The sequence below is a fragment of the Streptomyces sp. CO7 genome, assembly GCF_053474865.1.
Map to the genome: position 1 here is coordinate 232,084 of NZ_JBRIOU010000004.1, position 436 is coordinate 232,519.

1 protein-coding gene is annotated in these 436 nt (G+C 80.3%); it reads right to left on the reverse strand.

Annotated elements, in window-relative coordinates:
- Nucleotides 1-191, reverse strand: a 191-nt coding sequence (locus ACOV8S_RS13775) for a hypothetical protein (RefSeq protein ID WP_448318105.1), incomplete at its 3' end; no start/stop codon positions are given.
- Nucleotides 192-436: the final 245 nt, after the last annotated feature.

A 436-nucleotide genomic window follows, 5' to 3' on the forward strand; every position in this document is an offset into this window, starting at 1 on the left:
GCCGCGAGGGTGGCGGGCCCGGTGCCGGCCCACTGTCCGCCGAACGGCGCGGAGGCCGGGCGGGAAGGGGAACCGGGTGTGCCGGGACGGCCCGCGGTGGCGGGGGCGAGCCGGGAGAACGCCCGCCGCAGGGCGCCCGTCAGGCGTGCGCGCAGCCCAGGGCCCGACGCGGCGTTCTCGGTCGGTTCCATACCCCGTCCCTCTCCCGGCCGACGGCGCCACGCCGCACGGCCGGTGCGCGACCTCGCGGCCGCGCGTGTCCGAACCCTCTGCTCCGCGGCGGTTCCCGCAGCGGTGGGCGTGCCCCGACGCCGGGGGGCGGCCGGTGCACCGTCCCCACAGTAGGCGGCGGACGGCCTCCTGGGCACCGGTCACCGGCGGTTGCCCGCTTGCGCCCGAACCGCCCGGAAGGCCCGCTCTCCACCCGTTCGTCCGG